The sequence below is a fragment of the Microbacterium sp. genome, assembly GCF_047606385.1.
Taxonomy (GTDB): Bacteria; Actinomycetota; Actinomycetes; order Actinomycetales; family Microbacteriaceae; genus Microbacterium.
In genome coordinates, this window is the sequence record NZ_JASGEL010000052.1 from 1 (window position 1) to 6,005 (window position 6,005).

The 6,005-nt window shown below is 72.0% G+C and carries 6 protein-coding genes; 3 read left to right on the forward strand and 3 right to left on the reverse strand.

Annotation, left to right across the window (positions count from 1 at the left end; translation table 11 throughout):
• Window positions 1-1,048, reverse strand: a 1,048-nt coding sequence (locus tag QM626_RS05635) for a nucleoside hydrolase (RefSeq protein WP_415074856.1), incomplete at its 3' end; no start/stop codon positions are given.
• A 208-nt stretch (window positions 1,049-1,256) separates the two neighbouring features.
• Here QM626_RS05635 and QM626_RS05640 point away from each other — a divergent pair.
• Genes QM626_RS05640 through QM626_RS05650 form a run of 3 tightly spaced genes read left to right on the forward strand, consistent with a single transcriptional unit; the run spans window position 1,257 to window position 4,263 of the window.
• Window positions 1,257-2,492 carry a sugar ABC transporter substrate-binding protein gene (locus QM626_RS05640; RefSeq protein WP_415074858.1) on the forward strand — a complete coding sequence of 412 codons (1,236 nt, stop codon included), beginning with the start codon at window positions 1,257-1,259 and terminating at the stop codon, window positions 2,490-2,492.
• Window positions 2,492-3,439 carry a carbohydrate ABC transporter permease gene (locus QM626_RS05645; protein ID WP_415074860.1) on the forward strand — a complete coding sequence of 316 codons (948 nt, stop codon included), beginning with the start codon at window positions 2,492-2,494 and terminating at the stop codon, window positions 3,437-3,439. Before QM626_RS05640 ends, QM626_RS05645 begins: the two co-directional genes overlap by 1 nt.
• Window positions 3,436-4,263 carry a carbohydrate ABC transporter permease gene (locus QM626_RS05650; RefSeq protein ID WP_415074862.1) on the forward strand — a complete coding sequence of 276 codons (828 nt, stop codon included), beginning with the start codon at window positions 3,436-3,438 and terminating at the stop codon, window positions 4,261-4,263. The genes QM626_RS05645 and QM626_RS05650 overlap by 4 nt, the downstream gene beginning before the upstream one ends.
• Before the next feature lie 5 nt (window positions 4,264-4,268).
• Here QM626_RS05650 and panB read toward each other — a convergent pair whose 3' ends face one another.
• Window positions 4,269-5,129: a 3-methyl-2-oxobutanoate hydroxymethyltransferase gene (gene panB / locus QM626_RS05655; RefSeq protein WP_415074864.1), complete on the reverse strand. Its 861-nt coding sequence runs from the start codon at window positions 5,127-5,129 to the stop codon at window positions 4,269-4,271.
• Complete coding sequence (panC, locus tag QM626_RS05660) at window positions 5,126-5,995, reverse strand: pantoate--beta-alanine ligase (RefSeq protein ID WP_415074866.1); 870 nt, start codon at window positions 5,993-5,995, stop codon at window positions 5,126-5,128. The genes panB and panC overlap by 4 nt, the downstream gene beginning before the upstream one ends.
• Window positions 5,996-6,005 lie beyond the last annotated feature (10 nt).

The window sequence follows — 6,005 nt, forward strand, 5'->3', positions numbered from 1 at the left end:
CGCGCCCGTTCGCCCAGTCGGCCGGTGCCACGCGCGCGGGCCCGTCGAGCCCGCGGCGCGCGTCGCCGTGGGCGAGCGCATCGACGAACCGGCGCAGGAACGCGGTGCGGTCGAACGAGGTCACCGCGCGCGTGGCGGGGCCGTCGGGCGTGCCGAACACGAGCGGGAGGCCGTCGCTGGTCAGCGCGACGCGCGTCGCGAGCGAGCCCTCGGTGGGCGTGAAGTCGACCGGCCCCTCCAGCCAGCCGGTCACGATCTCGGGGCGATGCAGGATGACGGTGGCCAGCCCGTCGTGGGCGGCCGAGATCCGGCGTCCCCACTTGTACTGGTAGAACTCGTTGTACGCGTCGAGCACGTCTGCGGCGAACCGCGCCCACGGCGTCCCGACCGACGACAGGATCGTGTGCACGTGCTCGTCCAGTAGCGCGTGCGAGGTGACGTTGACCCCGACCATGACGACGTTGCCGTCATTGACCGCGCCGAACACGCGCTCGGCGGCGAGCCGGTCGTTGTGGGTGTTCGCGTCGGTCACCGCCGGGTCGCCCGGGGCCGGGTAGGGACCCGCACCGCCCATGATCACCACCGACCGGAACTTGCGGAACAGGTCGGGGTCCAGCTCGAGCGCGCGGGCGATGTTGGTCAGCGGGCCGATCGGATGCAGGTCGACCCGCCCCGGGTGGGCGTTCGCGATCCGCACCAGGTACTCGGCGGCGGGCTCGTCGGCCAGCCGTGCCGGCGGCCGGTCGAACCGGTCGCCGAGCCCGTCGGCGCCGTGGACGAAGTCGGCGATGTTCGCGTCACCCTGGATGGGCCCTTCGGCGCCCGGGAACACCGGGATGTCCTCGCGTCCCGCGATCTGCAGCACCGTCGCCACGTTGCGCGCGGCCTCGGTCACGGGCGTGTTGCCGTAGACCGTCGTGATGCCGAGGATCTCGACGTCCGGCTGCGCGAGCAGGTACAGCAGCGAGTGGGCGTCGTCCAGCCCCGTGTCGGTGTCGACGACGACCCACTGCTTCGCGGGATCCGGGGTGGAAGGGGATGCGGTCATGCGGAGGCTCCAGTCGTCGAAGGCGATGGGACCAGCGTGTCGCGGGTACGCAAGCCCGGCGGCGTCGTGTTACGCCGCGTTTCGATCTGTTTCCGAGGTCGTCACATCGATTGCCGCGCGTCGTGGCGGCCGAGAGACTCGCAGGGGCGGCACCCGGCCGTCTTCCCGACACCCGGTCGTCCCGCCGGGTGAGAAAAGGACCCCTCACATGGCATCCACAACGCAGCGGACCCTCCGCGTCGCCCTGCCCGCGGCCGGCCTGGCCGCAGCCCTCGCCCTCAGCGGCTGCACCGGCAGCAGCTCGTCCACCGCGTCGGCGACCGATTTCAGCGGCGTCTCGCTGACCGTCTGGAACAACATCGACTACGACCCGTACCAGACGCTGCAGCAGCAGTACTTCGAGGAGTGCGCCGACCAGCTCGGGATCACGGTGGACGTCCAGACCATCACCGACGACTACACGTCCAAGCTGCTGCAGGCCGCCAGCTCCAAGTCGCTGCCCGACATCGCGCTGCTGAGCACCGACACCCAGGTGCCGACCCTCGCCGCCCAGGGCGTGCTCGCCGACCTCGGCACCCTCGGCGTCACCACCGACGGCATCTCGGACACGGTCGCCGACCTCGGCCAGTACGACGGCACGCTGTACGCGCTGCCGGTGCAGGTCGAGAACTACGTGCTGTTCTACAACACCCAGGCGTTCGAGGACGCCGGCATCACCGAGGCGCCCACCACGTTCGAGGAGCTGATCGCCGACGCCGAGGCGCTGACCACCGACTCCAGCTACGGCATCGTGCTGCCGGGCATCGCCGACGACGGCTCCACGGCGTCGTACTTCCTCTCCTTCCTGCTGAGCGCGGGCGGCGACCCGGCCGAGGTGACCGGCGACGGCGCGGTCGACGCCGTGGCGCTGTACCAGGACCTCGTGAACAGCGGCGGCCTGTCCAAGGAGTTCGTGAACTGGGGCTGGGACTCCAGCGACCAGTGGACGGGCGAGAAGGCGGCCATCCAGGTGTCCGGCCCGTGGAACCTCGTCGACTCGTCGATCTCGTTCGACTACGCGACGGCGCCGATCCCGACCTCGACGGCCGGCGGCACGAGCGGCGGCGAGCTGCTCGGCTACGCCTACGGCGTCTCGGCCGCCGACGACACGCAGCACCAGCAGGCCGCGGCCGCGCTGCTGCAGTGCCGCGCCTCGGAGGCGAACCAGGTCGAGACGGCCGTCCAGGGCGGCTACATCCCGGCGCTGACCGCCGCGCAGGAGGAGTTCGTCGCGCAGATCCCGGCGGCGCAGTCGTTCGTCGACGCCATCGCGACCGGCTACAACCCGGCGACCCTCGGCACCGACTGGAACACCCTGGGCGCCGAGTACGTGACGGCCATCCAGGACGCCACGGTCAACGGCACCGACCCGGCCACCGCGCTCGCCGACGCCGCGGCGGGCTGATGACCTCATCCGCTGCGGCGACGGACCGGCCGGGGGCTCGCTCCCCCGGCCGGTCCCGGCTATCGCTGTCTCGTCGCCGCGGCCTCGAGCTGTGGCTGCTCCTGGTGCCGGCGATCGTCTTCTTCGCCGCGTTCTTCCTGTTCCCGCTCGGCTACGGCGTGTACATGAGCACGACCGACTTCACCACCTCGACGTTCTTCACCGGCGAGGCCCCCTTCGTCGGCCTCGACAACTTCGTCGCGATCTTCCAGTCCTCCGTGCTGGGCACCGCCATCGTCAACACGATCCTCATCACCGTCGTCTCCGTCACCGCCGAGCTGGTGATCGGCCTGGCGCTCGCCCTGCTGTTCAACCGGGCCTTCCCCGGCAGCAGATGGCTGCCGCTGCTGATCCTCATCCCGTGGCTGCTGCCCTCGGTCGTGGTCGCCATCGTGTGGAAGTGGATGCTGTCCGGCGACGGCGCCGTCAACGGCATCCTGAAGACCCTGGGCCTGCCCACCGACGCCTGGCTCGCCGACCCCGGCACCGCGCTGTGGTGCGTCATCCTGGTCGCGATCTGGGCGAGTCTGCCGTACTGGTCCACGATCCTCAGCGCCGCCCTCAAGCAGGTGCCGGAGGACCAGCTCGAGGCGGCGCAGCTGGACGGCGCCGGCCCCTGGGCGCGGCTGATCCACATCGTCATCCCGAGCATCTGGCCCGTCATCTCGGTGCTCGTGATCATGAGCGTCGTCTACGCGCTGCTGATCGTCGACCTCGTGCTGGTGCTCACCTCCGGCGGACCCGCGAATAGCACGGTCACACTCGGGCTGCTCTCCTACCGTGCCGCCTTCACGACCTTCGACTTCGGCCAGGCGGGCGCGTACGGCATGCTGCTGCTGCTGATCAGCCTCGCCTTCGCGCTCGTCTACACGTGGCTGTCGGCGCGCCGTGAGAAGGCGGAGCGGTGAGCACGGCCGCGCGCCGGCGTCCCCGTGGCTGGTGGTGGACGCTGCTGACGGTCGCGATCCTCGCGATCTACCTGTTCCCCGTCTACCTCATGCTGTCGGCATCGTTCCAGCCCGATGTGACCTCGGCGACGGTGCAGTGGATCCCGACCTCGCCCGGCGTCGAGGGATACACCTCGGTCTTCGACAGCGGCGGCCTGGAACGCCTGCGGGTCAGCCTGATCGTCGCCCTCGGCTCGGTGCTGGTGACCCTGGTGGTCGCCACCCCGGCCGCCTACGCCCTCAGCCGGCTGCGGTCGCGGGCGGTGGGCACCGCCCTCGTGCTGCTGCTGCTCGCGCAGATGATCCCCAGCATCGTGCTCGCGAACTCGTTCTACGCGATGTTCAACAGCTGGGGCATCCTCAACAGCTACGCGGGGCTGATCCTCGCCAACGCCACGGCCGGGGTGCCGTTCGCGGTCATCCTGATGCGCTCGTTCATGCTGCGCCTGGACCACGACATCGTCGAGGCGTCCACCCTGGACGGCCTGGGCCCGGTGGGCAGCTTCCTGCGCGTGGTCGTGCCGCTGTCGCGCAACGCGATCATCACCGCCGCCGTGTTCACCTTCCTGTTCGCGTGGGGCGACCTGCTGTTCGGGCTGACCCTCGTGACCAAGGGCGACATGTACCCGGTGACGGTGTTCATCTACTCGCTGACCAACTCCCAGTTCAACACCTGGGCGTCCGTGATGGCGGCGTCCCTCATCGCGAGCGTGCCCGCGCTGATCGTGATCTTCGCCGCGCAGCGGTACGTGAAGGCCGGCATCGCCGCGGGAGGGACGAAGTAGCGCCCTCAGTCCGGCAGGTCGGCGATGTAGGCGCGCACGGCCGCGGCGGCGTCCTCGCCGGCCGGATATCCGTGCTCGGGCCCCGGGAACGCCCCCGTGCGCACCTCGCGCGCATACTCCTCGACGCCGGCGACCATCTCGTCGCCGAGCGCGGCGTAGCGCTTGACGAACGCGGCGGCCTTGCCCTCGGTCATGCCGAGCAGATCGTGCTGGACGAGCACCTGCCCGTCGGCGGGGCCGGCGCCGATGCCGATCACGGGGATCCGCAGCCCCGGTCGCAGCTCGGCGACCACCGCGGCCGGCACCGCCTCGATCACCAGCGCGAAGGCGCCCGCCTCCGCCACCGCGACGGCGTCGTGCGCGACGCGGAGGGCGCCGTCGGCGGTGCGGCCCTGCGCACGCAGGCCCCCGAGAGCGGTCGCGGTCTGCGGGGTGAGCCCGACGTGCCCGACGACGGGGATGCCGGCCGCGACGATCGCGCGGATGCGCGACAGGCGGGCCGGGTTCGCGCCCTCGAGCTTGACCGCATCCGCCCCCGCCTCGTTCACGAAGCGCACCGCGGTCGCGACCGCGTGCTCGTCGCTGAGCTCGGTCGAGCCGAACGGGAGGTCGCAGACGACGAGCGGCGTGGTGACGGCCCGACGCACCGCACGCGCCAGTGTGAGCATCTCGTCGAGGGTCACGCTGGTCGTGTCGGGATGCCCGAGCACGACCTGCGCGCCGGAGTCGCCGACGAGCACCATGTCGACGCCGGCACGCTCGGCCACCCGGCCCGACACGAAGTCGTAGGCGGTGACCATGACGATCGGCTCCCCCGCCGCGTACAGCTCGCCGAGGCGGCGCAGGGTGACGGGACGAGCGGTCATGACGGTGTCCTCTCCGTGCCGAGCACGACGTTGTCGATGAGCCGTGTCGCGCCCAGGCGCACGGCCACGGCGAGCAGCACCGGGCCGTCGACGCGCGTGACGGGCTCGAGCGTGCCCGGGTCGACGAGCGAGAGGTACTCCGGCGCGAGCCCGGCGTCCGCCAGCACGGCACGACCCGCGGCGACGAGCGCGGCGGCATCCGTCTCACCGCCTGCCAGGGCGTCCTGCGCGGCGCGCAGCGACCGCGGCACCGCGGCGGCGAGCGCGCGTTCGGCAGAGCTCAGCCGGGCGTTGCGGCTGGATCGGGCCAGTCCGTCGGCGTCGCGCGAGGTGGGGATCACGACGACGCGGGTCGGGATGCCGAGGTCGGCGACCAGCCGGCGCACCACCACGACCTGCTGGGCGTCCTTCGCGCCGAAGTACGCGGCGTCGGGCGCAGCGGCCAGCAGCAGCTTCGCGACGACGGTGGCGACGCCGTCGAAGTGCGCCCGCCCGCGGACCGCGCCCTCGAGCGTCTCGGTGAGGGGACCGGCCACCGACACGGTCGTCGCGAACCCGTCCGGGTAGACCTCGGCGACCGTCGGCGCGAAGACGACGTCGGCGCCGGCACCGGCCGCGAGCTCCGTGTCGCGCTCCTCGGTGCGCGGATAGGCGGCGAGGTCCGCGGCCTCGCCGAACTGCGTCGGGTTCACGAAGATCGACACGACGACGGTGCCCTGTTCGGCTCGCGCCGCCCGGATCAACGACAGGTGCCCCTCGTGCAGGGCGCCCATGGTCGGCACGAGGCCCACGCCGCCGGCGCGGCGGGGCGCGAGCACGGCGCGCAGGTCGGCGACGGTGCGGACGACCTGCGGGGCGCCGGTCATGCCGGCGCCG